The organism is Sphingomonas sp. HITSZ_GF (assembly GCF_029543155.1).
In the GTDB taxonomy this organism is placed as follows: domain Bacteria; phylum Pseudomonadota; class Alphaproteobacteria; order Sphingomonadales; family Sphingomonadaceae; genus Sphingomonas.
Window position 1 is genome coordinate 479,734 of sequence record NZ_JARQXA010000002.1, and the last position, 24,090, is coordinate 503,823.

Annotated in this window: 26 protein-coding genes and 1 tRNA gene; 14 read left to right on the forward strand and 13 right to left on the reverse strand. The window is 67.9% G+C overall.

The window, feature by feature from the left end; all coding sequences use genetic code 11:
• Positions 1-213: 213 nt before the first annotated feature.
• The 4 genes from P6144_RS08085 to P6144_RS08100 all read right to left on the reverse strand — a co-directional run bounded on the left by P6144_RS08085 (position 214) and on the right by P6144_RS08100 (position 2,250).
• Positions 214-1,014 (reverse strand): DUF72 domain-containing protein, encoded by an 801-nt coding sequence (locus tag P6144_RS08085; protein ID WP_277767225.1) that lies wholly within the window; start codon positions 1,012-1,014, stop codon positions 214-216.
• A 94-nt stretch (positions 1,015-1,108) separates the two neighbouring features.
• A complete protein-coding gene (locus P6144_RS08090; RefSeq protein ID WP_277767226.1) occupies positions 1,109-1,531 on the reverse strand; it encodes a DUF2147 domain-containing protein in 423 nt (140 codons plus the stop codon).
• Positions 1,532-1,639: 108 nt separating this feature from the next.
• Complete coding sequence (locus P6144_RS08095) at positions 1,640-2,041, reverse strand: DUF2147 domain-containing protein (protein ID WP_277767227.1); 402 nt, start codon at positions 2,039-2,041, stop codon at positions 1,640-1,642.
• Positions 2,042-2,175: 134 nt separating this feature from the next.
• Positions 2,176-2,250 (reverse strand) — tRNA-Gly (locus P6144_RS08100).
• A 178-nt stretch (positions 2,251-2,428) separates the two neighbouring features.
• Between P6144_RS08100 and P6144_RS08105 the strand changes: the two genes are divergently transcribed.
• Together P6144_RS08105 and P6144_RS08110 are read left to right on the forward strand one after the other, a co-directional pair.
• Positions 2,429-3,331, forward strand: coding sequence for a tetratricopeptide repeat protein (locus P6144_RS08105; RefSeq protein WP_277767228.1), 903 nt, complete (start codon positions 2,429-2,431; stop codon positions 3,329-3,331).
• Positions 3,328-3,951 (forward strand): LON peptidase substrate-binding domain-containing protein, encoded by a 624-nt coding sequence (locus P6144_RS08110; protein ID WP_277767229.1) that lies wholly within the window; start codon positions 3,328-3,330, stop codon positions 3,949-3,951. Before P6144_RS08105 ends, P6144_RS08110 begins: the two co-directional genes overlap by 4 nt.
• 49 nt (positions 3,952-4,000) lie before the next feature.
• Here the strand turns inward: P6144_RS08110 and P6144_RS08115 are convergent, their stop codons facing one another.
• Positions 4,001-5,218: a UbiH/UbiF/VisC/COQ6 family ubiquinone biosynthesis hydroxylase gene (locus P6144_RS08115; RefSeq protein WP_277767230.1), complete on the reverse strand. Its 1,218-nt coding sequence runs from the start codon at positions 5,216-5,218 to the stop codon at positions 4,001-4,003.
• Positions 5,219-5,494: 276 nt separating this feature from the next.
• On the opposite strand from P6144_RS08115, the gene P6144_RS08120 reads away from it, so the two are divergent.
• From P6144_RS08120 to P6144_RS08145, 6 genes are all read left to right on the forward strand, one after another.
• On the forward strand, positions 5,495-7,828 hold the full coding sequence (locus tag P6144_RS08120; RefSeq protein WP_277767231.1) for a DNA translocase FtsK: 2,334 nt from the start codon (positions 5,495-5,497) through the stop codon (positions 7,826-7,828).
• Positions 7,829-7,925: 97 nt separating this feature from the next.
• Positions 7,926-8,546: an outer membrane lipoprotein carrier protein LolA gene (locus P6144_RS08125; RefSeq protein ID WP_277767232.1), complete on the forward strand. Its 621-nt coding sequence runs from the start codon at positions 7,926-7,928 to the stop codon at positions 8,544-8,546.
• A 224-nt stretch (positions 8,547-8,770) separates the two neighbouring features.
• The gene (locus P6144_RS08130; RefSeq protein ID WP_277767233.1) at positions 8,771-9,553 is read left to right on the forward strand and encodes an exodeoxyribonuclease III; all 783 of its coding nucleotides are present in this window, start codon (positions 8,771-8,773) and stop codon (positions 9,551-9,553) included.
• Entirely contained in the window at positions 9,550-10,593 is a 1,044-nt protein-coding gene (gene ribA, locus P6144_RS08135; protein WP_277767234.1) for a GTP cyclohydrolase II, read from the forward strand. Before P6144_RS08130 ends, ribA begins: the two co-directional genes overlap by 4 nt.
• A 3-nt stretch (positions 10,594-10,596) precedes the next feature.
• Positions 10,597-11,334 (forward strand): hypothetical protein, encoded by a 738-nt coding sequence (locus tag P6144_RS08140; protein ID WP_277767235.1) that lies wholly within the window; start codon positions 10,597-10,599, stop codon positions 11,332-11,334.
• Positions 11,334-11,774 carry a hypothetical protein gene (locus tag P6144_RS08145; RefSeq protein ID WP_277767236.1) on the forward strand — a complete coding sequence of 147 codons (441 nt, stop codon included), beginning with the start codon at positions 11,334-11,336 and terminating at the stop codon, positions 11,772-11,774. Before P6144_RS08140 ends, P6144_RS08145 begins: the two co-directional genes overlap by 1 nt.
• A 109-nt stretch (positions 11,775-11,883) precedes the next feature.
• On the opposite strand, the gene P6144_RS08150 is transcribed toward P6144_RS08145, so the two are convergent.
• Positions 11,884-12,546 (reverse strand): HAD family phosphatase, encoded by a 663-nt coding sequence (locus P6144_RS08150; RefSeq protein WP_277767237.1) that lies wholly within the window; start codon positions 12,544-12,546, stop codon positions 11,884-11,886.
• Positions 12,543-13,211, reverse strand: coding sequence for a YggS family pyridoxal phosphate-dependent enzyme (locus P6144_RS08155; RefSeq protein WP_277767238.1), 669 nt, complete (start codon positions 13,209-13,211; stop codon positions 12,543-12,545). Before P6144_RS08155 ends, P6144_RS08150 begins: the two co-directional genes overlap by 4 nt.
• A 58-nt stretch (positions 13,212-13,269) precedes the next feature.
• Between P6144_RS08155 and P6144_RS08160 the strand changes: the two genes are divergently transcribed.
• On the forward strand, positions 13,270-13,752 hold the full coding sequence (locus P6144_RS08160; RefSeq protein ID WP_277767239.1) for a thiamine phosphate synthase: 483 nt from the start codon (positions 13,270-13,272) through the stop codon (positions 13,750-13,752).
• Positions 13,753-13,755: 3 nt separating this feature from the next.
• On the opposite strand, the gene P6144_RS08165 is transcribed toward P6144_RS08160, so the two are convergent.
• Positions 13,756-14,484, reverse strand: a complete 729-nt coding sequence (locus tag P6144_RS08165) for a hypothetical protein (RefSeq protein ID WP_277767240.1) — start codon at positions 14,482-14,484, stop codon at positions 13,756-13,758.
• Between the two features lie 223 nt (positions 14,485-14,707).
• Here P6144_RS08165 and P6144_RS08170 point away from each other — a divergent pair, with 223 nt between their 5' ends.
• The 5 genes from P6144_RS08170 to P6144_RS08190 are packed head-to-tail and all read left to right on the forward strand — an operon-like array spanning position 14,708 to position 19,772.
• The gene (locus P6144_RS08170) at positions 14,708-15,142 is read left to right on the forward strand and encodes a DUF3576 domain-containing protein (RefSeq protein ID WP_277767241.1); all 435 of its coding nucleotides are present in this window, start codon (positions 14,708-14,710) and stop codon (positions 15,140-15,142) included.
• Positions 15,143-15,184: 42 nt separating this feature from the next.
• Positions 15,185-17,722: a leucine--tRNA ligase gene (gene leuS / locus P6144_RS08175; protein WP_277767242.1), complete on the forward strand. Its 2,538-nt coding sequence runs from the start codon at positions 15,185-15,187 to the stop codon at positions 17,720-17,722.
• Positions 17,719-18,219 carry an LPS assembly lipoprotein LptE gene (gene lptE, locus P6144_RS08180; RefSeq protein WP_277767243.1) on the forward strand — a complete coding sequence of 167 codons (501 nt, stop codon included), beginning with the start codon at positions 17,719-17,721 and terminating at the stop codon, positions 18,217-18,219. Before leuS ends, lptE begins: the two co-directional genes overlap by 4 nt.
• Positions 18,216-19,232, forward strand: a complete 1,017-nt coding sequence (gene holA / locus P6144_RS08185; protein WP_277767244.1) for a DNA polymerase III subunit delta — start codon at positions 18,216-18,218, stop codon at positions 19,230-19,232. Before lptE ends, holA begins: the two co-directional genes overlap by 4 nt.
• 6 nt (positions 19,233-19,238) lie before the next feature.
• Entirely contained in the window at positions 19,239-19,772 is a 534-nt protein-coding gene (locus P6144_RS08190) for a shikimate kinase (RefSeq protein ID WP_277767245.1), read from the forward strand.
• Between the two features lie 14 nt (positions 19,773-19,786).
• Here the strand turns inward: P6144_RS08190 and P6144_RS08195 are convergent, their stop codons facing one another.
• From P6144_RS08195 to mnmG, 5 genes are read right to left on the reverse strand one after another with little or no spacing between them, the layout of a single operon-like run.
• A complete protein-coding gene (locus tag P6144_RS08195) occupies positions 19,787-19,957 on the reverse strand; it encodes a hypothetical protein (protein ID WP_277767246.1) in 171 nt (56 codons plus the stop codon).
• Positions 19,957-20,838, reverse strand: coding sequence for a ParB/RepB/Spo0J family partition protein (locus P6144_RS08200; protein ID WP_277767247.1), 882 nt, complete (start codon positions 20,836-20,838; stop codon positions 19,957-19,959). Before P6144_RS08200 ends, P6144_RS08195 begins: the two co-directional genes overlap by 1 nt.
• On the reverse strand, positions 20,835-21,617 hold the full coding sequence (locus P6144_RS08205) for a ParA family protein (RefSeq protein WP_277767248.1): 783 nt from the start codon (positions 21,615-21,617) through the stop codon (positions 20,835-20,837). Before P6144_RS08205 ends, P6144_RS08200 begins: the two co-directional genes overlap by 4 nt.
• Positions 21,614-22,237, reverse strand: coding sequence for a 16S rRNA (guanine(527)-N(7))-methyltransferase RsmG (gene rsmG / locus P6144_RS08210; protein WP_277767249.1), 624 nt, complete (start codon positions 22,235-22,237; stop codon positions 21,614-21,616). Before rsmG ends, P6144_RS08205 begins: the two co-directional genes overlap by 4 nt.
• Positions 22,234-24,066, reverse strand: coding sequence for a tRNA uridine-5-carboxymethylaminomethyl(34) synthesis enzyme MnmG (mnmG, locus tag P6144_RS08215; RefSeq protein WP_277767250.1), 1,833 nt, complete (start codon positions 24,064-24,066; stop codon positions 22,234-22,236). The genes rsmG and mnmG overlap by 4 nt, the downstream gene beginning before the upstream one ends.
• Between the last annotated feature and the right edge of the window lie 24 nt (positions 24,067-24,090).

Sequence of the window (24,090 nt, forward strand, 5' to 3'; positions counted from 1 at the left end):
GGCGCGCGACGCCGAAACGACGCGTGCGGCGCAATCGATGAGAGCGGGAGATTCGCGCGTAAAGCGGCAGCAGCGCGAATGTTGCACTTTAGCCGGCGGCTGTAGCCGGAAAAACACGGATCGTGACTGGGGCGTTTCCGTTACGTTGCGGTATTGAAACTTTATTGCGTCCGGCGGCAGCCGGAGCCCCGGCCGCCGCGCCGCAAGCCCGACTCAGCCGAGCCGGCGCATCAATTCCTGCGCCGCCGCCGGCGCGCGCACCTTGCCGCCATGGATGAAGAAGACGAAAGTCTCGCGCGGCACGGCGGGCGGATCCCTGTCCTCGACATAGGGCAACCCTGCCGGGCGGCCTCCGGAGGCCCAGGTCGTGGCGGCTTCGGTCCAGCGCGGCAGATCGCCTTCGGGATAGCAGAAGGGGTTGTCGTCCGCGCCGGCCTCGAGCCGGGCATAGACGAAGTCGCCGGTCACGTCGGCGATCGCCGGATATTGCGGCGAATCGGCATAGACGATCGCCACCCCCGCCTTGCGGCACAGATCGACGAATTCGGGTACCGCGAAGCTTTCGTGGCGGACCTGGACGGCGTGGCGGAGCGTCACGCCTTCATGCGTGCGCGGGAGCAGATCGAGAAAGGCGCCGAAATCGGCGGCGTCGAACTTCTTGGTGGCCATGAACTGCCACATCAGCGGCCCGAGCCGGTCGCCCAGCTCGACGATCCCCTGGCCGACGAACTTCGCGACCGATTCGCCGGCATCCGCCAGCACCTTGCGGTTGGTGCAGAAGCGCGAGCCCTTCACCGCGAAGACGAAGCCGTCGGGCACTGTCTTGGCCCAGCCTTCGAAGGTCGCGGGCTTGAAGCCGGAATAATAGGTGCCGTTGATCTCGATCGCGCTGAGCTGGCGCGAGGCATATTCCAGCTCCTTCTTCTGGGAGAGCTTCTCCGGATAGAAGGTGCCGCCCCGCCAGGGCTCGAAGGTCCAGCCGCCGATGCCGACTCGAATGGGTGCATTGCTCATGCCAGCACCCTAGCCGCTGCGGGCCCCGCCGCCAGCCCGAAGGCTGCGGTCAAAGCCGGCTCTGGAATGCGCCTCCCGGCGCATTGCGGCAAGCCTAGCGCACCCGCGACCAGGTCTGCGCCTTGCAGATGATACCGAACAGCACGCAGCCCTTGCCGACCATCTTGTCGCCGTCCTGAAACTGGATGGTGCCCGAGAAGGTCTGGCGGATATCCGGGACGAACACCTTGCCGCTCCACTTGCCGGGGCCGGCGGGTTTCAGATCACGGAACAGCCGGGTGCCGACAAGCTGGGCGGTGCCGCCACGCCTGGCATCGGCGATCGCCTTGTCGCTGGCCCAAGTGATCGTGCCGCACACCGCGCCGCCGCACTGATCGATGCGGACATGCACGCTGTTGCTGGGATTGCGCCACTCGCTGGCGATCGGCGCGTCGGGCGGCGAGCCGGCCGTGGCGGGGAAGGCGACGAGGGAAAGGGCGAAGGCGGGCAGAATCGCCCGGAGAATCGTACCGAACATGATGGGGGGCTTCTTGCGGTTGTAACCTGTATGCCCGCTGAAGTGGAAATCGCCCGCCCCGGTAACAAGGGGCACGCATGGAAACACAGCGTTCGCGAATCGGGCGGCTCAGTCCTGGATGCGCGTCCAGGTCTGCGACTTGCACCCGACGCCGAGCACCAGGCAGCCGCGGCCGACCATCTTGTCGCCCTCGATCGTGACCGTGCCGGCGAAGGTCTTGCGGATATCGGGCACGAAGACCTTGCCCTTCCAGCGATTCGGCCCGTCCTTGTAGAGATTGCGGAAAATCTGGGTGCCGACCAGCTCGTCGGTGCCACCGCGCTTCGCATCCGCCTTGGCCTTGTCGCTGGCCCAGACCACGGTACCGCACAGCGCACCTTTGCCGCATTTCTCGTAGCGGACGTGCACGCTGTTGTGCGGATTGGCCCAGACACCCTCGATTCCGTCCGGAAGCGGGGCAGTGGAGAGCAGCAAAGTGGCGCCAAGCGCCAGGGCGAGCCGTGCGATCATAACGATCCCGTTTTGTCATCCGGGCCCGCGCAAAGGCAAGCCATCCGATTGGGTAACGCCGGGCGCGCGCGTCCGGGTCCGGGAGAGTTTTCTGAGGATTTTTGGATAAGTGCCGGAAAATCGGCAGGAAACGCTGGAGCGGGCGAAGGGATTCGAACCCTCGACCCCGACCTTGGCAAGGTCGTGCTCTACCCCTGAGCTACGCCCGCTCTGGCGTCTAGTCCGGGGCAGCGAAGCGCCACCGGGCTGGGTGAGGCGCGGCCACTAGCACCGGCTTTTGGGGTGGGCAACCCCATGCACGCAGTTTTTTTAGAGGCTTGGCGCTTTCGCTGCGAAAGCCCACATAGCGCTGAACCCGAATAGAGCATTTTTTCAGGAGCACCCGCCTTGGCCACGCTTGGACTCACCCCCGCGGAGAAGGAAGCCGTCGACGCATTCCGCCGCGACGTCGTCGAGCCCTCGATGACCGCACTCGTCATCATCGATTTCTGGGCGGAATGGTGCGGCCCGTGCAAGGCGCTGGCGCCGGTGCTCGAAAAGGTCGCCGCAGACTATGCCGGCAAGGGCGTCGTCCTCGCCAAGGTCGATGTCGACGCGAATCAGTTCATTGCCAACCAGTTCCAGGTCCGCTCGATCCCGACCGTCTATGCGATGTTCCAGGGCCAGCTCGTCGCCGACCTCTCCTCTGCGCGCACCGAATCGCAGCTGCGCACGATGCTCGACCAGATCCTGCGGCAGATCCCGGTGGAGAGCGCCGAGGCGCAGGCAGAGGCCGATCTCGCGCCGCTGATCGCGATGGGCGAGCAGGCGCTGGCCGAGAACGACGCCGAACGCGCGCTCTCGATCTTCGAGCAGATCGCCGATCTGGCGCCCGACCATGTCCAGGTCGCCGCCGGCCGTGCCCGCGCGCTGCTGGCGCTGGGCCGGGCCGACGAGGCCGAGGCGGTGCTCGCCACGCTGCCCGAGGACGCCAAGGGCGCCGAGCTGGAGCAGGCCCGCGCCGCGATCGCGCTGGCGAAGGAAGCCACGCCGGTCGAGGACCTGAGCGGCCTCGCCGCCCAGGCGGCGACCGGCGACATGGAAGCGCGCTACGAGCTCGCTGGCGGCCAGATGGCCTCGGGAGACCGCGACGGCGCCGCCGAGACGTTGCTCGCCATGGTGCGCGACGATCGCGAATGGAACGAGGGCGCCGCGCGTCAACGCTTGCTCAAGCTGTTCGAGGCGGTCGGCCTCGAGGACCCCTGGGTCTCGGCGCAGCGCCGCAAGCTTTCCGCGATCCTGTTCGGATGACGCCTTCGGGGAAGATCGTGCGGCTCTCGGTATTTCCGCTGGGCGGCGCACTGCTCTTCCCGCGGATGCACCTGCCGCTGCACATCTTCGAGCCGCGCTACCGCGCGATGGTGTCGGACGCGCTGGTCCGCGACCGGCGGATCGGGATGATCCAGCCGCGCGCCGCCGGCGAGCCCGCGCCGCTGTTCGAGATCGGCTGTGTCGGCCGCATCGCCGAGGTCGAGGCGCTCGACGACGGCCGCTTCGACATCGTGCTGGAGGGGCTGGCGCGCTTCGCGATCCGACGCGAGCTCGACGTCACGACGCCGTTCCGTCAGGTCGAGGCCGAGCTGGAGGCGGTGGCGGAGAGCGAGATTCTCGCCATGGCCGAGCGCGCCGCGCTGGAAATGGAATCGCGGCGCTTCGCCGATGCGCTGGGCTATGCGGTCGACTGGGAATCAGTGAGCCGGCTCGACGACGAATCGCTGGTCAACGGCATCGCCCAGATCGCACCGTTCGACGTCGCCTCGAAACAGGCGCTGCTTGAGGCGGATACGCTCAGCGACCGGTCGGAGCTGATCGTCCAGCTGATGCAATTCTACGGCCGCCACGACGGGGATGAGGGTGGCACGCTGCAATAGCCCGTCGCATCCGGTTCCTCGGCGAAGGCCGGGGAACATGACCGGCCCTCTAGGCAGTGATCCCCTGCAGCAGCTTGGGCACGTCGCCGCTCTCGCCGCGCGCCTCGGCCATGAACCAGTGCTTGAGCGGCGGCAGCCGGTCGACCGCGGAGAGGCCGAATCGGCGGACGGCGCTGGCGGTCTTGCCGGGGATGCCGAACAGCCGGGTAAGCCCGTCGGTGGCGGCGGCGACCATGAAGGTGTCGAGCCCGCGCCAGCGCTGGTAGCGCGCGAGCAGCTGGGGATCACCCATGTCGAGGCCGAGCCTTTTGCCATCGACCAGCACCTCGACCAGCGTCGCCACGTCGCGGAAACCGACATTGACGCCCTGGCCGGCGATCGGGTGGATGCCGTGCGCGGCGTCACCGACCAGCGCGAGCCGGTCGCTGGTGATCCAGGCGGCGTGGTGGAAGCCCAAGGGGTGGCTGAAGCGCGCGGTGAGCGGGCCCAAGCGCCCAAGGAAGCCGCCCATCCGCTTCTCCGCCTCGGCGAGATAGGCGCGCTCGGAGATTTTCATCATGCCGGCGGCGTCGCGGGCATTGACCGTCCACACCACGGCCGAGCGATGGCCGTTCGCGTCGTCCAGCAGCGGCAGGATCGCGAACGGCCCTTCGGGATAGAAGATCTCGAAGGCGATGTTCTCATGACTGCGTTCATGGCCGAGCGTGGCGACCATGGCGGCATGCTCATAGCTCCAGCGCGCAGTGTTGAGCCCGGCGGACTCGCGGGTGGGCGAGTTGCGGCCCTCGGCGCCGATCAGCAGCTGGGCGGAGACCTGCTTGCCGTCGCTCAAGGTTGCGGTGACGCCGAATTCGCCGCGTTCCACGTGAAGCGCACGGGTCCGCATGCGGACATCGGCGAGCGGCGCCGCGACCGCGGCCTCGTAGAGCGCGGTGCGCAGGATGCGGTTCTCGAACATGTGGCCGAGCGCGCCCTCGCCTTCGCCAGGGGCGAAATCGAGCTTGCCGGGATCGAGCCCGTCGGAGACGCGGATGCCCTGGATCGGGCAGCCCTTGCCCGCCAGCCGCTCCGCCACGCCGATCGCCTCGAACATCCGCATCGGCGCGCTGGCGATCGCCGAGGCGCGACCGTCGTGCCGGGCGGCAAGGATCTGCTCGGGATCGGCGGGATCGACCACGATCGAGGAAATGCCATGCGCATCGAGCGCGGTGGCCAGCGCCGAGCCGACCAGCCCGCCGCCGAGAATGAGGACATCTGCGCGATCCATGCGAGTGCCGTAGCGCGCTGCCGCCCGTTCGTCATCCCCATGCGATGTACGGGCCCCATGCCCAACTGTTCCCCGGCGAAAGCCGGGGCCCAGAGCCACGAGCGAGCCGGCAGAGAAACCCTGGGCCCCGGCTTTCGCCGGGGAACTGCGGCGGACAGAATCATAGAAAGCGCCATATGTCGATGCGATGCGGCGGAACGTGGCGGGAACGCTTGACGGCGGAGTCCGCTCGGGCGATTAACGGCGCCGCACCCCCTGAAAATTTGGAGGCTGGGCATGGCGTCCCGGGCACAGGCGCCGCTTTGGCGCGAAACGATGAAGGCCGGCGCGCGCCGCAGCGGCGCGGTGATCGGCGGAGCAGCCCTGTTCCTGGGCGTGCTGGCGCTCGGCGTCGCGCTGGGCAGCTACCAGCCGACCGATCCTTCGTGGAACACCGCAGCGGCGGGCCCGGCGCGCAACTGGATGGGCGAACCCGGCGCCTGGATCGCCGATTTCCTCTATGCGCTGCTCGGCCCCGCCGTGTGGCTGTTCCTACCGATCGGGCTGATCGTCGCCTACCGGCTGCTCAAGGACCGGCCGACCGGCAATTGGGGGACGATGTTCCGCGGTGTCGGCATCGGCGTGGTCTTCCTCGCCACGGCGCTGTCCTTCTTCTCGTCGGACGCGGTGCTGTCGCTCACCGGCGGCTGGGGCGGCGTGGTCGGCTTGAGCATTGCCGCGCTGTTCAACTGGCTGATCGGCTTTGCCGGCGACCCGACGGTGAGCTGGTGGGCCGGTCGCGGGCTGGGCCTGGTCTGCGGGCTGATCGGCCTGTTCATTTGGTGGCGCAGCCTTGACTTCACGCTGCCCGAGCGCGTGAGCCTGCCCGGTATCCCCAGCCTGAAGGGGCCGGGCAAGATGCCGCTGCTCGGCAATCCCGACAAGGAAGTGCGCGAGCGCGAACGCGTGCCGGAAGAGCCGAAGATCCGCGAGGGCCGCGAGCCGCGCAAGACGGTGGTGCCCGACAATCGCCCCGGCCCGGTGATCGCCGATCGCAACGTGATGCCGAGCCCGGCACGCACCAAGCCGCCGACCCAGACCAGCCTCGACTTCAAGGACAGCTACCAGCTGCCTTCGATCGACCTGCTCAAGCCGCCACCCGCCAACAAGAATGCGGGAATCGACAAGGCCGCGCTGGAGCGCAACGCCCGGCTGCTCGAAAGCGTGCTCGACGATTTCAATGTGAAGGGGCAGATCGTTGAGGTCCGCCCCGGCCCGGTCGTCACCATGTACGAGCTCGAGCCCGCCAGCGGCATCAAGGCCAGCCGCGTGATCCAGCTCGCCGACGACGTGGCGCGCAACATGTCAGCCACCTCGGCGCGCATCGCGACAATCCCGGGCCGCAGCGTGATCGGCATCGAGCTGCCCAACGCGGTGCGCGAATCGGTCAATCTGCACGAGCTGATCGGCAGCCAGAGCTTCGAGGACCAGGGCGCGACGCTGCCGCTGGTGCTCGGCAAGAACATCGCTGGCGATGCGGTGATCGCCGATCTGGCGCCGATGCCGCATCTGCTCGTCGCCGGCACCACCGGCTCGGGCAAGTCGGTGGGCCTCAACTGCATGATCCTGTCGCTGCTCTACCGGCTGACGCCCGAGCAGTGCCGGATGATCATGATCGATCCCAAGATGCTCGAGCTGAGCATGTACAAGGATATCCCGCATCTGCTCGCCGACGTCGTCACCGAGCCCGCCAAGGCGGTGCGCGCGCTCAAATGGGCGGTGGAGCAGATGGAGGACCGCTACCGGATGATGGCGCACGCCAATGTCCGCAGCCTCGCCTCGTTCAACGACAAGGTGCGCCAGGCCAAGGCGAAGGGCCAGAAGCTCGGGCGCAAGGTGCAGGTGGGCTATGACCCCGACACCGGCAAGCCGATGTACGAGGAGGAAGCGCTCGAGCTGAATCCGCTGCCGCAGATCGTGGTGATCGTCGACGAGCTTGCCGACCTGATGATGACCGCGGGCAAGGAAGTCGAGTTCCTGATCCAGCGGCTGGCGCAGAAGGCGCGCGCCGCGGGCATCCACCTGATCATGGCGACGCAGCGCCCCTCGGTCGACGTCATCACCGGGGTGATCAAGGCGAATTTGCCGACGCGCCTTTCCTTCTACGTCGCCAGCAAGATCGATTCGCGCACCATCCTGGGCGAGCAGGGCGCCGAGCAGCTGCTCGGCAAGGGCGACATGCTCTACATGCCCGGCGGCAAGCAGCTCGTCCGCGTCCACGGGCCGTTCGTCAGCGATGACGAAGTGCAGGCAGTGGCCGATTTCTGGCGCTCGCAGGGGACGCCAGACTATATCTCGGCGGTCACCGAGGAGCCCGAGGATGGCGGCTTCAGCCTCGACGGTGCGCCCGAGGGCGACGACAGCCCCGAGGACCAGCTCTATCGCCGCGCGATCCAGCTGGTGGCGGAAAGCCAGAAAGCCTCGACCTCGTGGCTGCAGCGCCAGCTGCGCGTCGGCTACAACTCGGCGGCGCGCCTGATCGAGCGCATGGAGAAGGATGAACTCGTCTCGCGCCCTGACCATGTCGGCCGCCGGGAAGTGTTGATGGATACCGACGGCCGACAGCTCTAAGGAGCCTGCAAGCGGAGCAAAATGCGGGACTGAGGGGTTCAGGGGACATTCAAGCCCCGCCTCTCAGGGCATTTCCCCGCAATTTGGAGAATGACACGTGTTTGCACGGCCCCTCGCCTTCAGCCTCGCGCTTGCAGCGCCGGCCCTGATCTCGGCTGCGGAACCGGCGCCGGCTGCCGGCGAGCTGGCGCAGGTGCAGCAGCATCTCACTGCAGTCAGCTCGATGACCGCCGGTTTCGCACAGACCGATCGCAACGGCCGCACGCTCACCGGCACGATGACGCTGAAGCGGCCCGGCAAAATCCGCTTCCAGTATCAGAAGGGCGTGCCCCAGCTGATCGTCGCGGACGGGCGCAGCCTCTATTTCATCGACTACCAGGTGCGCCAGGTCGAGCGCTGGCCGATCGGCAATTCGCCGCTCGCCGTGCTGCTCAACCCGAAGAAGGACATCACCAAGTTCGCCAAGGTGGTGCCGACCGGCAGCCCGCAGCTCGTCTCGGTCGAAGTGCATGACAGCGACCACCCCGAATATGGCCGGATCACGCTGATCTTCCAGAAGAACGCCGGCGCGCCCGGCGGGCTGATGCTCCAGGGCTGGGTGGCGCTGGATTCGCAGAACAACCGCACGACGATCCGGCTGTCGAACCAGCAGTTCAACGCCAATATCAGCGACGGGGCGTTCCGCTGGAACGATCCGCGGCGCCAGGGCCCGCGCTGAAGCTGAACGCCGTTCATGCTGGCGACAGGTTGCCGGGCATAGAACCTGTCTTGCGGATGTGAGGGCGTACCCGGGATTTTCCCCCTGTTGCTCGGGATCTTCACACCCCGCCTGCGTGACGAACGCTAGGTCGGCCCTCGTTCCATTGCCCCCGGGACGAGGGCCTTTCCTTGTCTGGGCTTCCCCACTGGTGCGGAGGCGAAACACCTCCTAAATCCCCGGCGATGAAGATCGCCTCCTGGAACATCAACTCCGTCCGCTTCCGCATCGAGATCGTCGAGCAGTTCCTGCGCGAGGAGGCGCCGGACGTGCTGTGCCTGCAGGAAACCAAGGTGATCGACGGGGACTTCCCCGAAGGCCCGTTCCGCGCGCTCGGCTATGACCATGTCATCAAGCACGGCCAGCGCATGCACCACGGCGTGGCGATCATCAGCCGCATCCCCGTGGTGGAGGACGACCGGTTCGACTGGCAGGCCAATGGCGAGGCGCGCCATGTCGGCGTGCGGCTGCCGAACGGCGTGCGGCTCGAGAATGTCTATGTCCCCGCCGGCGGCGACATTCCGAATCGCGAGCTCAACCCGAAATTCGGCCAGAAGCTCGATTTCCTCGAGCGGATGATCGCCTGGTCGAAGGACCTGAGCGTGCCTTCGATCCTGACCGGCGACTTCAACGTCGCGCCGCTCGAAAGCGACGTGTGGAGCCACAAGCAGCTCCTCGACGTGGTCAGCCACACGCCGATCGAAGTCGAGACGCTCGGCCGGCTGCAGGCGGCGAACGACTGGGTCGATCTCGGCCGTCATTTCATGCCCGCCCCTGCGCGCTATTATAGCTGGTGGAGCTACCGGGCGAAGGACTGGGCCGCGAGCGACCGCGGCCGCCGGCTCGATCATATGTGGGCCAGCCGCGACGTCGCCGAGAAGGCGACCGCACACAAGGTCTGCGAACCGTGCCGTTCCTGGCTCAAGCCCTCCGATCACGTGCCGATCGTTACCGAGTTCGCCTTTTGAGCGCGCACGCCGCCGCCCGCGCCGTCGATGCGCTGCGCCGCGGCTGGCCGGTGGCGATCGGGGACCTCGCGCTGCTCGCGGTGGAGACTGCCGACGCCCGGCGGCTGGCGGCGTTCGACGAAGCCGGCCAGGCTGATCTGCTGCTCTCCGCCGGGCGTGCCGCCACGCTCAAGCTCGCCAACCAGCGCGATGCCGCCACCCCGGATGCGCCGGTACTGATCGGGCGGGTGCCCTGGCTCGATTTCGACACCGCGACCGCGCTCGCCGATCCGCAGTTCGATCTCGCCACGCCGCTCAAGGGCCCGTTCCGCGCGCTGCCGCTCGCCGAACCCGAGCTTTCCGCGGCCGCGCTGCGGCTCGCGCGCGTGGCGGGGCTGCTGCCGGCCTTCTTCGTCCGCAAGGCCGCCGGAGAGGAGGCGATCACTCCCGAGGACATCGATGCGCATGAGGATGCCGACCGGCTGCGCATCGTCGCCCGCGCCCGCCTGCCCGTGCTCGACGCCGAGGACAGCGAGATCGTCGCCTTCCGCACCGACGAGATGCCCGGCGAGCATGTCGCGCTGCTGATCGGCGAGCCCAACGGCCAGCCGCCGCTCGTCCGGCTGCACAGCGAATGCCTGACCGGTGATGTGCTCGGCAGCCTGAAATGCGATTGCGGCCCGCAGCTCCAGGCAGCGATCCGCGCGATCCGCGAGAGCGGCTGGGGAATCCTGCTCTATCTTCGCCAGGAAGGGCGCGGGATCGGGCTGATCAACAAGCTGCGCGCCTATGCGCTGCAGGACCAGGGCTTCGACACGGTCGATGCCAACACCCGGCTGGGCTTCGCAGTCGACGCGCGCAACTTCGCCACCGCGGCGAAGATGCTCTCGCTGCTCGGCCAGCGCCGCATCCGGCTGCTCACCAACAATCCCGAAAAGGTCGCAGCGCTGGAAGCCGCGGGCGTGACCGTGGCCGAGCGCGTGCCGCACTTCCTGCCGCCCAACCCGCACAACGAGCGCTACCTCGCCACCAAGCGCGACCGGACGGGGCACCAGCTCTAGGGCATGACCGCAGCCGAGACCGCCCTGCGCGACGCGATCGAGGCCTGCTACCGCGCTTTCGCCGAGTTTCCGGCGCCGCGAACGCTGGTCGCTTCGCCACTGCGGGACGCCAAGGCGATCCTGCGCACGCTCACCGCGGCGCCGCTGCGCCAGCTCGGCGAGGAGAACATCGGGCCCTATGCCGGCTGGGCGATGACCACGGTGGGCAATACGCGCGACTATTGCCATTTCCTCCCGCGGATATTCGAGCTTTCGATCGATCACCCTCACTGGCCGGGTGCCGAACCGGTAATCATGGCCAACAAGCTCGTCATGGCGGGGTGGCGCGACTGGCCGGCCGAGCGTCGGCGGGCGGTGATCGGCTTCCTCTACACTGCGTTCGTCTTTACGCGGACGCATCATTCCGACGAACGCAACGATGCGAGCTTCTGGCTCGCCGCGCTCGTCATCCTGGGCGAGCCGATTGCGCCGCTGTTCGAATCCTGGCGCGCCGAGCCCTCGCCATATGCCGCGCTCCAGATCGCGCTGGTGCTGCAATGGGAAGGCAAGCAGCTCTATCGGCACGGCGAGGTGCGCGGCGCTTTCTGGGAGGATGTCGATATCGACGCCCGCCGCATGCTCGCCGAACTGCTCCTGTCCGACGAGACCAGGGCATTGCTCGAAACGGCGATGCCGCGCGTCGCGGAGGAAGATCGCTGGCTGCTCGACGCGGCACTGGCCGAACTGGATCGGAAATCCTGATGCGCTATTTCCTCGACACCGAGTTCAACGGGTTCGGCGGGCCGCTGATTTCGCTGGCGCTGGCGCCCGAGGATGGCGGGGTGCCCTTTTACGCGGCGCTCCCCTGCCCCGATCCGACGCCCTGGGTGGCCGAGCATATCCTGCCGGCGCTCGATGTCGCGCCGATCAGCCGCGAGGCGATGGGGCGGGCCTTTTCGGACTATCTTGGCGATGATCCCGATCCGCTGCTGATCGCCGACTGGCCCGAGGATATCGCCCATGCCGCGCAATTGCTGATCGCTGCGCCTGGGCATCGCTATCCGATCGACCGCATCCGCTTCGAGCTGTGCGATGCCTTTGGCTTCGATAGCGCCGCGCTGAGCAAGCGCCCGCACCATGCGCTGAGTGACGCCATGGCGCTGCGCGAGTATATCCTCGCAAGAGAAGCGCGGAGGTTCTAAGCGGGTAGCGCCCTAAAACCTCTGCGTCCTCTGCGCCTCTGCGCGAACCAAATATCTCGCGCAGAGGCGCGGAGAACGCAGAGAGAAAAGGCTGCGCCTTCGGCGCGATTCAGGCGACCAGCCGGGCGACTTCGTCGAAATCATGGGCGATCAGCGTCACCCCAAGCGCACGGAGCCGCTCGGAATGGTCGGGGGCGCAGTGCGAACCAGCGCACAGGCCGATCACATCAGCGCCCGAAGCCACTGCCCCGGTTACGCCCACCGGCGAATCCTCAAGGATCACGCAGCGTTCGATCGGCACGCCGAGTTGCGCGGCAGCGTACAGATAAAGATCCGGGGCCGGCTTGCCGCGCGTCACATGCTCGCGACCGCTGTAGATATGGTCGCCGAAGGCGTCGCGGATGCCGAGATGCGCGAGATGCGTGCTGATCCACTCGGTCGAGCTCGACGAGGCGATCGCGCGGGGCAGCGACGCGGGTAGGCCCTCGACGAAGCGGAGCGCGCCGGCCACGGCGGGCAGGCCCTGCTCGAGCACGCGTGCATCCTCCTCGGCACGCGCGGTGTGGAAATCCTCCGGGATCGCGCGGCCGATCCAGCGCTCGACCGCGCCGAGGAAATCGGCACCGGCGAGCCCCATGAAGTTCGCCATCGAATCCTCAGGCGAGGTCGGGTGGCCGATGCTGGTGAGATAGGCGGCGATCTGGCGATTGCCGGCTGCCTCGCTTTCGAGCAGCACGCCGTCGAAATCGAACAGGATGGCGTCATACTTCATCCGCGCCCTCCGAACAGCGCGGTGCCGACGCGGACATGGGTCGCCCCGATCGTCACCGCGGTCTCGAAATCGCCCGACATGCCCATCGACAAGCCGTCCAGGCCGTGATCGCGGGCGATCTTGGCGAGCAGCGCGAAATAGGGCGCAGGTTCGAGATCGAAGGGGGGCACGCACATCAGCCCCTGGACGGGAAGCGCCGCCGCCTGCGCCGCCTTGAGCAGTGCCGGCACCTCGGCAACCGCGCAGCCGCCCTTCTGGTCCTCGTCGCCGATATTGACCTGGAGGAAGCAGGCGGGGCGCTTGCCGGCCTTGTCCATCGCCTTTGCCAGCGCCGTCACCAGCGAAGGCCGGTCGACCGAATGGATCGCGTCGAACAGCGCGACGGCATCCTCGGCCTTGTTCGACTGGAGCTGGCCGACCAGGTGGAGTGCGATGCCGGGAGTCGTCTCGCGCAACTTCGGCCATTTCGCTTCGGCCTCCTGCACGCGATTCTCGCCGAACACGCGCTGGCCCGCATCGATCAGCGGCTGGACCGCGTCGGCGTCATGCGTCTTGGAAATCGCGATCAGCGTGACGCTGTCGGGCTTGCGGCCGGCGATCTTCGCCGAACGCGCGATTCGGGTGCGCACATCGGCAAGGCGCTGGCTGGCTTCGTCTAACGGCATGGAGCGCGCTATAGGGAGCGCGATGCCCCGCCGCCACCCCCTGCCGCGCCTTTGGCTGATGACCGACGAACGCATGGGGGATGCCCTGTGGGTCGCGCTCGGGCGCCTACCGCGCGGCAGCGGCGTGGTGTTCCGCCACTATGGCCTGGCCAGGGCCGAGCGGCAGGCGCTGTTCGCCCGGGTGCTGAAGGTGGCACGGCGGCGAGGATTGGTGGTGGTCCGCGCCGGACGCGTGCCGATGCGCGGCGAATCCGGCGTGCATGGCGGGCGGGGATACGGTCTTCGCACGGCCCCGGCGCATGATCGGCGCGAGGCCGTCGCTGCGATCCGCGCGGGCGCCGACGCGCTGTTCGTCTCGCCCGCCTTCCCTACCCGCTCGCATCCCGGCGCGCCGGCGCTGGGGCCCGTGCGGTTCGGGCTGCTGATCCGCGGGCTTGGCGTGCCGGTGATCGCACTGGGCGGGATGGATGCACGCCGAGCGAAATGGCTCCGGCCCTTCGGAATTCACGGATGGGCAGCGATAGATGCCTGGACGCGCTGAACGTCAGAAGCGGAAGGCAGTGCCCACATAGACCGCCTGGCTCTCGCGGCGGCTCTCGTTGAACTTGGGCAGGCGATCTTCCTCGCTGCGATAGCGCACGCCGGCGGTCACATCGAGGTTGCGGGTCAGCGAATAGCTGCCGCCGACGTCGATCGAATAGCTCGGCTTGTCGCCGATCAGCACCGGCGTGTTGGCCAGCGGACGATCGGCGGCGGCGCTGACGCGGCCGCTGAGGCGCTTGCCGGTGTAGCTGACGCCGATATCGGCGCGCTCGCGGCTGCCCGGCTGGTCGACCAGCTCGACACGGGTCACGTCACCCGAGACGGCGAGACGCTTCCAGCCGACCGAGGCACCGAGATTGTACGAGATCGGCGCGAGGCCGACCGGCGCCGCCGAAGCGACTTCGCGAGTCACGTCGCGGCTGCGAAGCGCACGGCTCGAGCTGGCGCGGACCGCAACGGTGACGCCGCGGCCATTGCCGCGCGATTCGGCGGGGGTGAAGCGGAAGCTGCCCTCGGGCAGGCCCGAACGGGCGAGCACGGCGGCGAGCTTGGGATCGGCCGCGGCCGGCGTGAAGGTGCCGATCTCGCCGCGGGCCGGCACAAAGGCGCGCTTGGCCGGAGCCACGCGCTCATTCTTGCTGGTCTGGGCCTGAATCGAAGGCGCAAGCAGGAGCCCGGCGACGCCAAGCGCCCCCAGTGCAATTCCCGTCCTGACCTTTCCGACTCGCATCAGCATGATTCCTAGATAGGGGCGCCTACCATGATTCAGAAGCGTGGTTCCACCAGTGGCACAAATTTCGTTGCGGTGTTGCTCAAGACCCACAGATTCCGCTTGCGAACGCTTTAACCAACCCTGTCCCAACGCGCGAATCGGCACTCGGCTTCCGCCTTGCTCCCGCCACATGCGCCACTATAGATGCTCCCGACTTTTATCGCCTGGTAGGAATGTGACGATGAACCGCCTGTTGCGCACCGCGATCCTGGGGTCGCTCGCTCTCTCGATTTCCGCGTGCGGCGGCCATAAGCGCCCCGAGGCCGATCTTGCCGCCTCGAAGGTGACCACGATCGGCGTGAACTCCTATCTGTGGCGCGCCAGCCTCGACACGCTGAGCTTCATGCCGCTGCTGCAGACCGATTCGAACGGCGGCGTGATCGTCACCGACTGGTATGTGAACCCGAACGTCCAGAGCGAGCGGATGAAGGTGACCGTGACGATCCTCGACCAGGATCTGCGCGCCGATGCGCTGCGCGTCGCCGCGCTGCGCGAAGTCAACCGCAACGGCGCCTGGGTCGCGGCACCCGTCCAGGCCGCGACGGTGCAGAAGCTCGAGGACATCATCCTCACCCGCGCCCGCGACCTGCGCCGCGCCGCGGTCGCCACCGACTGATGCCAAGCCGCGGTCCAGCGCCGCGCCAACTCAGGAACTGACTTGTCTCGCTTCAACCCGTTGAAGGCGGACGCCGCGTGGCAGAAGGTGTGGGAAGAGAACCGCACTTTCGCCGCGCGTGACGATTCGCCCAAGCCCAAGAGCTTCGTCCTCGAGATGTTCCCCTATCCTTCGGGGCGCATCCATATGGGCCATGTCCGCAACTATACGATGGGCGACGTGCTCGCACGCTTCCGGCGGATGAAGGGCATGGAAGTGCTCCACCCGATGGGCTGGGACGCATTCGGCATGCCGGCCGAGAATGCCGCGATGGAGAAAAAGGTCCATCCCGGCGCCTGGACCTGGCAGAATATCGACACGATGAAGGCGCAGCTGAAGCGCCTGGGCTTCGCGCTCGACTGGACCCGCGAGCTCGCCACCTGCGACCCCGCCTATTACGGCCATGAGCAGGCGATCTTCCTCGATTTCTTCGAGAACGGGCTGGTCTATCGCAAGGAATCGGCGGTCAACTGGGACCCGGTCGACATGACCGTGCTCGCCAACGAGCAGGTGATCGACGGGCGCGGCTGGCGCTCGGGCGCGCTGGTCGAGCGGCGCAAGCTGAGCCAGTGGTTCCTCAAGATCACCCAGTTCGCCGAGGACCTGCTCGAAGGCGTGCGCGGGCTCGAGCATTGGCCCGACAAGGTCAAGCTGATGCAGGAGAACTGGATCGGCAAGTCCGAGGGCCTGCAGTTCAACTGGACGCTTTCAGACGGCGAAGCTCTCGAAGTTTACACGACCCGGCCGGACACGATCTTCGGCGCGAGCTTCATCGCCGTCGCAGCCGATCATCCGATCGCGCAGAAACTGGCCGCCTCGAACGCCGAAGTTGGCGCGTTCATCGAACTGTGCAAGCAGGGCGGCACCACCGCGGCCGAGCTGGAGACGCAGGAGAAGCTGGGCTTCGACACCGGCCTCACCGCCACGCATCCCTTTGATTCCGCTTGGCAAGTTCCGGTCTATATCGCCAATTTCGTGCTGATGGACTATGGCACCGGCGCGGTGTTCGGCGTGCCCGCGCACGACCAGCGCGACTTCGAGTTCGCCAGCAAATATGCGCTTCCGATCCGGCGCGTCGTCTCCGAAGGCGACAAGACCGATCCCGAATTCCGCGACGCCGAAGCCTATACCGGCCCCGGCACGCTGGTGAACTCGCACTTCCTCGACGGGATGGACGTGGCCGACGCCAAGCGCGCGGTGATCAGCCGTGCCGAGGAAGGCGGCTGGGGCAAGGGCCAGACGGTGTGGCGCCTGCGCGACTGGGGCGTGAGCCGCCAGCGCTATTGGGGCACGCCGATCCCGATCATCCATTGCGAAAGCTGCGGCGCCCAGCCGGTGCCGCGCGACCAGCTGCCCGTGGTGCTGCCCGAGGACGTCAGCTTCGACGTGCCCGGCAACCCGCTCGACCGCCATCCGACCTGGAAGCATGTCGATTGCCCGAACTGCGGTGCGCCTGCGCGCCGCGAGACCGACACGCTCGACACCTTCGTCGATTCCTCCTGGTATTTCATCCGCTTCGCCAGCCAGCCCAAGGACAAGCCGTTCGACAAGGCGGTGGCCGAGCAGTGGCTGCCGGTGGGCCAGTATATCGGCGGCGTCGAGCATGCGATCCTGCACCTGCTCTATGCGCGCTTCTTCACCCGGGCGCTGCGCCATATCGGCAAGCTCGACGTGGCCGAGCCGTTCGCCGGCCTGTTCACCCAGGGCATGGTGACGCATGCCAGCTACTACCAGATGGAAGAGCATGACGGGCTGGAGCGGAAGCTCTATTTCGAGCCTTCGCAGATCTCGCGCCGCGGCGACGGCACCGCGTTCCTGACCGATAGCGGCGAGGACGTGATTGTCGGCCGCATCGAGAAGATGTCGAAGTCGAAGAAGAACACCGTCGACCCGACCGAGATCGTCGACCAGTACGGCGCCGACGCGACGCGCTGGTTCATGCTCTCCGACAGCCCGCCCGAGCGCGACCTGGAATGGAGCGAGAGCGGCATCGAAGGCGCCTGGCGCTTCGTCAACCGCCTGTGGCGGCTGTTCGAGAGCCTTTCCGACGCGGAAGTTGGCACCGGCGAGGACAAGGAGCTCGACAAGCGCCTGCACCGCACCATCGCCGGCGTGGCCGAGGATGTGGAGGCGCTGGCGTTCAACAAGTCGGTCGCCAAGCTCTACGAGCTGGTCGGCGCGATCGAGAAGGCGCAACCTTCGGCGTCCAGAACGTCCGCTATCCGTACCCTCGCCCGCATCGTCGCGCCGATGGTGCCGCATATCGCCGAGGAAGCCTGGGCCGGGATGGGCGAATCCGGGCTGATCGCCGACGCGACCTGGCCCGAGGTCGATCCGGCGCTGCTCGTCGACGACGAGGTAACGATTGCCGTCCAGGTGAATGGCAAGCTGCGCGATACGCTGCTAATGCCGAAGGGCGCGGCCAAGGATATCGTCGAAGCCGCGGCACTTGCCAGCGAGAAGATCGTTAGGGCGCTCGAAGGCAAGCAACCGAAGAAGGTGATCGTCGTGCCCGATCGTCTGGTGAATATCGTCGCATGAAGCGGATAGCGCTCCTCGCCGCCATCGGCCTAACCCTGTCGGGCTGCGGCCTGCGCCCGCTCTATGGCGGCGGACCGGACGGCGCGGTGCGCTCCACGCTCGCGGCGATCGAAGTCGCGCCGATCACCGGCCAGTCCGGCTGGCTGGTCTCGAACGCGCTCAAGGACCGGCTCGATCATGGCGCCAGCGCCCGCTACCGGCTGGAAGTGCAGCTCGACGACCAGATCACCGGCCTGGGCGTGAAGCGCGACGATTCGGTGTCGCGCGAGCGGCGCATCCTGCGCGCGCGCTACCAGCTGATCGACCTTTCCAACGGCAATGTCGTGCTCGATGCCACCGCCGGCTCCGATGCAGGTATCGACGTGGTCGGCAGCGAATATGCGACGATCGCGGCGGAGAAGACGGCGCTCGAGCGGCTTTCGGGCATCGTCGCCGACCAGATCGTCGCGCGCGTCGCCCGCTATGCGCAGACCGCGCCCGCGGCTGGCAGCCAGTGAAGGCCAACGCGACGCAGATTCGCGCCGCGATCGAGAAGCCGAAGCCCGAGACGCGGCTCTATCTGTTCCACGGCCCCGACGAAGCGGGCGCCGCCGATCTTGCCACCAAGCTGGGCCAGGCGCTCGGCCCCGATGCCGAGCGCGTCGACATCGACATGAAGGCATTGCGCGAGCAGCCCGGCCGGCTGGCCGACGAGGCGGCATCGATGTCGCTGTTCGGCGGCGTGCGCTTCATCCGGCTGCTGGGCGCCGAGGAAGGCGCGGCCGAGGCGATTTCGCTGCTGCTCACTGCCGAGCGTGCCGGCAACCCGGTGGTCGCGATCGGGCCGGGGCTGAAGGCGAGCGGCAAGCTGGTGAAATCGGTGATCGCCGCGCAGAACGCCTATGCCCATGCCTGCTATGTGCCCGAGGGCGTCGATGCGACACGGCTGGCCGCCAATGTCGCGCGTGAGCATGGCCTGCGCCTGACCGGCGACGTGCCCCAGCGGCTGGCGGCGGCAACCGGCGGCGACCGCGCGATCCTGGCGCGCGAGATCGAGAAGCTGGCGCTCTATCTCGACGCCGCGCCCGAGCGCCCCAGGGATGCCGACGGTGCCGCGCTCGACGCGGTCGGCGCCGACCTGGGCGATTCGGACCTGAGCGATGCGATCACTGCGGTGGTCGACGGCCGGGTTGGCGACATCGGCGTGGAGCTGGCCCGGCTCGGCGAAGGCATCGGCGTGCCGCTGATGCGCCAGCTCGCCCGGCGACTGCAGGGCATGGCGGACATGCGCATCGACCTGGATCGCGGCGGCGACATGGATGAAGTACTTGAAAAACATCGCGTTTTCTTCCGAGAAAAAGCCGCGACCGGCCGCGCGCTGCGCCGCTGGAACGGCGCCCAGCTCGCCCGCGCGATCGACCGGGTGCGCGAAGCCGAGCGCGCGATGATGCATTCGGGCAGCGCCGGCGAAGTCCTCGCCGAAGCGGAGGCGGTAACGATCGCCCGCCAGGCAGCGCGGGCGAAGGGCTGAGGCCTTTTGCGGCTGGTTTTCCTCTATGGCCAGGTCGCCTCAGGCAAGCTGACCATCGGCCGCGCGCTGGCGGCGCGGACGGGGCTGGCACTGTTCCACAACCATCTGGTCGTCGACGCGGTCGCCGCGGTCTTTCCCTTTGGCAGCGACACCTTCATCCGGCTGCGCGAGCGCTTCTGGCTCGAAATCATCGAGGAAGCCGCGCGCGAGGGCCGCTCGCTGATCTTCACCTTCGCGCCCGAGCCGAGCATGGCGCCCGACTTTCCCTCCCGGGTGCGCACGCTGGTGGCCGAACAGGGCGGCGAGACGCTGTTCGTCGCGCTCTCGATCGATCCGGAGGAGCAGGAACGCCGGCTGACGCTGGGCGACCGCGCCGCGTTCGGCAAGCTGCGCTCGCCCGACATGCTGCGCGCGCTACGGCCGGATTTCGACCGCTGCATGGCGGCCATGCCCTTCCCCGCAATCTCGTTCGATTCGGGTACGATCTCGCCCGAGGACGCCGCAGAGCGGATCGCCGCCGCACTCGAGGCACTGGCATAACGCCAGCCTGACGATCAGAGGCGCAGGCGCCCGGCCAGCCAGTTGAGCGCCAGCAGCGCGAGCAACACGCCCGACACCCAGGCCAGCGCCGCGGAATGATTTCCGATGCCGACAGCCAGCAGGATCGCCAGCGGTCCGACGAAGAGGTAGAAGCGCTCGCGCAACTGCTCGAGCCGCGCGCGCATCAGATCCGCTCGCCGCTAAGCCGCTGACAGACCATGTCGAGCTGGTCGAGCGTCGAATAGGAGAGCGTCAGCGTGCCGCCCTTGGCGCCGTGCGCGATGCGGACGTTGAGCCCGAGCACGTCGCCGAGCTGATGCTCGAGCGCGGCGATGTCGGCGTCGCGGATCTTGGGATCGGCCTTGCGCTTCGAGCTGGGCTTGGCGTTGCGCGCGAGCTTCTCGGTCTCGCGCACCGACAGGCCCTTGCTCGCGACTTCCTTCGCCAGCTTCTCCGCTTCGGGGGCACCGATCAGCGCGCGGGCATGGCCCATGTCGATATCGCCGACCACCACCATCTGGCGCACGCCTTCGGGCAGATCGAGCAGGCGGAGCAGGTTGGCGATATGGCTGCGCGACTTGTGGACGAGCTTGCCCAGCGCTTCCTGGCTATGCCCGAACTCGCGGATCAGCCGGGCATAGGCCTCGGCCTCTTCGATCGCGTTGAGATCCTGGCGCTGGATATTCTCGACCAGCGCGATTTCCATCGTCTCGGCATCGTCGAAATCCCGAACGATTACCGGGACTTCGTGGAGACGGGCACGCTGCGCTGCGCGCCAGCGCCGCTCGCCGGCGACGATCTGGTAATTATGCCCGCTCGGGCGGACGACGATCGGCTGGATCAGCCCGCGCAGCTTGAGCGACTGGGCGAGCTCTTCGAGCGCGTCCTCGTCGAAATGGCGGCGCGGCTGGTCCGGATGCGGCACCAGCGAGCTGACCGGCAGCAGCCGCACCCCCGAATTGGCCTCGGGCGTGCCCGATACCGGTGCTTCTGGAACATTGTCGCCCAGCAGGGCGGAGAGCCCGCGGCCAAGGCCGGGGCGCGGCTTGCGGGTTGCTTCGGTCATGCGGCTTTCTTGAGCTTGGGCAGGCGATCGATCACTTCGCGGGCGAGCGCGATGTACGCCTCCGACCCCGGGCAGCGATGATCATAGATCAGCGCCGGCAGGCCATGGCTCGGCGCTTCGGAAAGGCGGACGTTGCGCGGGATCACCGTGTCGAACACCACGCGGCCGAGCACGGCACGGACATCGTCCGAGACCTGGTCGGTCAGGCGGTTGCGGCGATCGTACATGGTGAGCACCACGCCGAGGATCGACAGGCCGGGATTGAAGCGGCTGCGGATGCGCTCGACCGTGTTGAGCAGCTGGCTGAGCCCCTCGAGCGCGAAGAACTCGCACTGGAGCGGCACGAGCAGCGCATGCGCGGCGACCATTGCGTTGATCGTCAGCAGCCCGAGCGAAGGCGGGCAGTCGATCAGGATCACGTCCCAGCGCTGGGCATGATGGCGGGCGATCGCGGCGTCGAGCCGGTGCGTGCGCGCGTCGAACTCGATCAGCTCGATCTCGGCGCCCGACAGGTCCTGCGTCGCCGGGATGATGTCGAGCCCCGGCACCTTGGTCGGCGTGGCGACATCTTCGAGGTTCACGTCGCTGACCAGCAGGTCGTAGGAGGAATGCTCGCGCTCCGCCCGGCTGATGCCGAGCCCGGTCGAGGCATTGCCCTGCGGATCGAGATCGATCAGCAGCACGCGCTGGCCGGTCGCGGCGAGCGCGGTGCCGACGTTGATCGCCGTGGTGGTCTTCCCCACCCCGCCCTTCTGATTGGCGATAGCGATGCAGATCATCTGGGGCGTACCTTTCGCGCGACCACGATACCCGATTCCGGCGACGTGATGCTGGGTTCCACGTGGAACACACCCTGCCATTTCGCGCGCGCCGCTTCCACCTCCGATTGCACGCTTCGCCCCTTGGGAAGCAACCAGATTGTGGACGAGTCTGTGCAGTGCGCTGTGGATTTGAACAGATCGGGGAGCGCGGCGACGGCGCGGGCGGAAACGATCGCCGCCTTTTCCTTCGGCTGATAGGCTTCGATCCGGCCATGGACGACGGTGGCATGGCCGGCGATGCCCAGCGCCTCGGTGGCGGCACGCAGGAACTCGACGCGGCGTATGCGCGGCTCGACCATCACCACCGGACGCTCGATCAGCAGCGCCACGACCAGGCCGGGCATGCCGGCGCCGGTGCCGACATCGACCCAGGCGCCCTCCCCGGCTTCGGCAGCGAGCGGGATCAGCTGGGCGGAATCGACGAAGTGGCGCGTCCAGAGCGCGTCGAAGCTGGCAGCGGAGATCAGGTTCTGCCGGGTCGATTCCGCGCGCAGGATTTCGCCGAACCTCTGTAGCTGCGTTTCACGTGAAACATTGAAATGTGCACGGATCCAGTCGCGTGCTTCGTCTTCGGTCATGCGGCGCGCCGTTTCGCGTGGAGAAGGATGGCGGAGAGCGCCGCCGGGGTGATGCCACGGATGCGCGCAGCGGCGCCGATCGTCTCGGGCCGGGTGGCGCTGAGCTTCTCGACCATCTCGTTGGACAGGCCGGCGATCGCAGAGAAGTCGATGCTTGCGGGCAGCTTCACCGCGTCATTAGCGCGCAGCTGCGCCACTTCGGCCTCCTGGCGCTCGAGATAGGGCGCGTAGCGGGCATCCTCGACATATTCGGCAAGCAGCTCGGGATCGGCCTGTGGATGCACGTCGAGATGCGCGAGCTCGATGCCCGGAAAGCGCAGCCATTCGCGGGCGGGACGACGGGCGCCGTCCTGCGCGACCGACGCGCCCCGCATCGCCAGCGCGCTCGCGGTCCGCTCGACGGCAAAGGCGGTATCGAGCGCAGCCCTGCCCGTCTCGCGCGCCTGGAGCCAGGTGAGGCGCTCCGGTCCAAGGCAGCCCAGCTCGGCGGCGATCGGCCCCAGCCGGGTGCCGGCATTGTCCGCGCGCAGGCGGAGGCGGAATTCGGCGCGGGCGGTGAGCATGCGATAGGGCTCGGTGACGCCCTGCAGGACGAGATCGTCCACCATGACGCCAAGATAGGAGCTCGCGCGATCGAGGATCAGCGGCGCAAGGCCGCAGGCGAAGGCAGCGGCGTTGAGGCCGGCGACCAGCCCCTGCCCCGCCGCTTCCTCATAGCCGGTGGTGCCGTTGATCTGCCCGGCGCACCACAGGCCGCGGATCGCCGGCAGGCCCAGCGTCGCGTCGAGCGCGCGCGGGTCGATATGGTCGTACTCGACGGCATAGCCCGGCGTGACGATCCTGGTCTGCTCGAGCCCGGGGATCGAGTTGACCATCGCCACCTGCACATCGACCGGCAGCGAGGTCGACATGCCGTTCGGATAGATCAGATGGGTGTCGAGCCCCTCGGGCTCGAGGAAGATCTGATGGCCGTCGCGATCGCCGAAACGGTGGATCTTGTCCTCGATCGAGGGGCAGTAGCGCGGCCCCTGCGCGTCGATCGCGCCGGTGAACAGGGGCGAGCGATCGAGGCCGGAGCGGATCGCGTCATGCGTGACCTGGGTGGTGCGGGTGACGCCGCAATGCAGCTGGGGCAGCGCGCGCGCCGGGGTGAGCGGCGACATGGTCCAGGGATCGCTGTCCGAAGGCTGCTCCTCGATCCGCGCCCAGTCGATCGTCCGGCCGTCGAGGCGCGGCGGTGTGCCGGTCTTGAGCCGGGCCATCGGCAGGTCCAGCGCGCGCAGCTGCTCGGCCAGGCGAATCGCCGAGCCCTCGCCTACCCGGCCCCCGGTTTCGCGTTCCTCGCCGCGGAAGATCCGCCCGCCCAGGAAGGTGCCCGTGGCGAGCACCGCTGCGCGGCATCGCAGCAGCGTTCCGTCTGCCAGCCGCACCCCGGCAACCGCGCCGTTCGCCAGCTCCAGCGCCTCGGCCTCGCCGGCGATAAGGTTAAGACCGGGCTGCTCTGCCAGCATCTTCTGGATCGCGGCGGCATAGCGTACCCGGTCCGCCTGGACGCGCGGGCCCTGGACGGCCGTACCCTTGCTCCGGTTGAGCATGCGATAATGGATGCCCGCGGCATCGGTGGCGCGGCCCATCAGCCCGTCGAACGCATCGACTTCGCGGACGAGATGGCCCTTGCCCAGCCCACCGATCGCCGGGTTGCACGACATCGCCCCCAGCTTCGTCAGGTCGAAGCTGAGCAGCGCCGTGCGCGCGCCGCGCCGGGCCGAAGCGGCGGCCGCTTCGGTACCGGCATGCCCGCCGCCGATGACGATGACATCGAAATCCATTGGCCGCGCGCTACAGAATGCAGC

Coding starts and splice junctions, on each gene's coding strand:
- P6144_RS08085 (WP_277767225.1), bottom strand. CDS start 1,014: ATGAGCAATGCACCCATTCGAGTCGGCATCGGCGGCTGGACCTTCGAG.
- P6144_RS08090 (WP_277767226.1), bottom strand. CDS start 1,531: ATGTTCGGTACGATTCTCCGGGCGATTCTGCCCGCCTTCGCCCTTTCC.
- P6144_RS08095 (WP_277767227.1), bottom strand. CDS start 2,041: ATGATCGCACGGCTCGCCCTGGCGCTTGGCGCCACTTTGCTGCTCTCC.
- P6144_RS08110 (WP_277767229.1), top strand. CDS start 3,328: ATGACGCCTTCGGGGAAGATCGTGCGGCTCTCGGTATTTCCGCTGGGC.
- P6144_RS08115 (WP_277767230.1), bottom strand. CDS start 5,218: ATGGATCGCGCAGATGTCCTCATTCTCGGCGGCGGGCTGGTCGGCTCG.
- P6144_RS08120 (WP_277767231.1), top strand. CDS start 5,495: ATGGCGTCCCGGGCACAGGCGCCGCTTTGGCGCGAAACGATGAAGGCC.
- P6144_RS08130 (WP_277767233.1), top strand. CDS start 8,771: ATGAAGATCGCCTCCTGGAACATCAACTCCGTCCGCTTCCGCATCGAG.
- P6144_RS08140 (WP_277767235.1), top strand. CDS start 10,597: ATGACCGCAGCCGAGACCGCCCTGCGCGACGCGATCGAGGCCTGCTAC.
- P6144_RS08145 (WP_277767236.1), top strand. CDS start 11,334: ATGCGCTATTTCCTCGACACCGAGTTCAACGGGTTCGGCGGGCCGCTG.
- P6144_RS08150 (WP_277767237.1), bottom strand. CDS start 12,546: ATGAAGTATGACGCCATCCTGTTCGATTTCGACGGCGTGCTGCTCGAA.
- P6144_RS08155 (WP_277767238.1), bottom strand. CDS start 13,211: ATGCCGTTAGACGAAGCCAGCCAGCGCCTTGCCGATGTGCGCACCCGA.
- P6144_RS08160 (WP_277767239.1), top strand. CDS start 13,270: ATGACCGACGAACGCATGGGGGATGCCCTGTGGGTCGCGCTCGGGCGC.
- P6144_RS08165 (WP_277767240.1), bottom strand. CDS start 14,484: ATGCGAGTCGGAAAGGTCAGGACGGGAATTGCACTGGGGGCGCTTGGC.
- P6144_RS08170 (WP_277767241.1), top strand. CDS start 14,708: ATGAACCGCCTGTTGCGCACCGCGATCCTGGGGTCGCTCGCTCTCTCG.
- lptE (WP_277767243.1), top strand. CDS start 17,719: ATGAAGCGGATAGCGCTCCTCGCCGCCATCGGCCTAACCCTGTCGGGC.
- P6144_RS08195 (WP_277767246.1), bottom strand. CDS start 19,957: ATGCGCGCGCGGCTCGAGCAGTTGCGCGAGCGCTTCTACCTCTTCGTC.
- P6144_RS08200 (WP_277767247.1), bottom strand. CDS start 20,838: ATGACCGAAGCAACCCGCAAGCCGCGCCCCGGCCTTGGCCGCGGGCTC.
- P6144_RS08205 (WP_277767248.1), bottom strand. CDS start 21,617: ATGATCTGCATCGCTATCGCCAATCAGAAGGGCGGGGTGGGGAAGACC.
- rsmG (WP_277767249.1), bottom strand. CDS start 22,237: ATGACCGAAGACGAAGCACGCGACTGGATCCGTGCACATTTCAATGTT.
- mnmG (WP_277767250.1), bottom strand. CDS start 24,066: ATGGATTTCGATGTCATCGTCATCGGCGGCGGGCATGCCGGTACCGAA.